The sequence below is a fragment of the Moraxella pluranimalium genome (genome assembly GCF_002014825.1).
In the GTDB taxonomy this organism is placed as follows: Bacteria; Pseudomonadota; Gammaproteobacteria; order Pseudomonadales; family Moraxellaceae; genus Moraxella; species Moraxella pluranimalium.
The window spans coordinates 1-628 of the sequence record NZ_MUYU01000028.1; the positions used below are offsets into that span (position 1 = coordinate 1).

General features: G+C 43.9%; 1 pseudogene. It reads right to left on the bottom strand.

The features are described 5' to 3' along the window. Window positions 1–166: 166 nt before the first annotated feature. A pseudogene (locus B0680_RS10845) lies at window positions 167–628 on the bottom strand (hypothetical protein); the annotation flags it as partial.

The following is a 628-nucleotide window of genomic DNA, read 5'->3' on the forward strand; positions in this document are numbered from 1 at the left end:
ACAATACAGAACTCAGTCCTTGATCAAACCTTAACCGTTAATCTTAGTGTCTAAGAATTGGGGGTCGGTTCACGTGTATCAAAGGGTTTTTTGTGGTTGATGGGTGGACGCTGTCTATCTTTGCATATGATTATCACAAAGACAATTGATTAGCAAAACAGCAAAATCAGTCTAACGCACCCAAGATTTGTAGTGGCATGGTCACCACATCAAATGCCAAAGCAAATGGCAACAGCACCAACTTTTCGGCACTGCTTGTACCACTACCACTCGTCTCGGTGGTGGTCTGATTGGTATAAATACTCACGCTATATGGGCGTGTCAATGGCGAGAACTGCGAGCGCACCAAGTCATAATTGCTCACCTGTGGATAGACTGCGCCTTTGATATTAATCTCAAAGCAAAAACGCTGAGCGCCGATTTTCTCATCGCTGGCAGTCGTACATTCTTTGGCATCATTTTGTAAGAAAAACTGCAAATCATTGCGCTTGATGTCGTCTTTGAGCTTGGCATAGCTTAGCTTCATTGCACCGGTAAATTTGCCATCGCTATTGGCAGAATAAAACTCCAACTGATTGCCAACGGTGATGTGCTTGGGGTCAAGATTGGAGTGTAGTGGTACACTAAT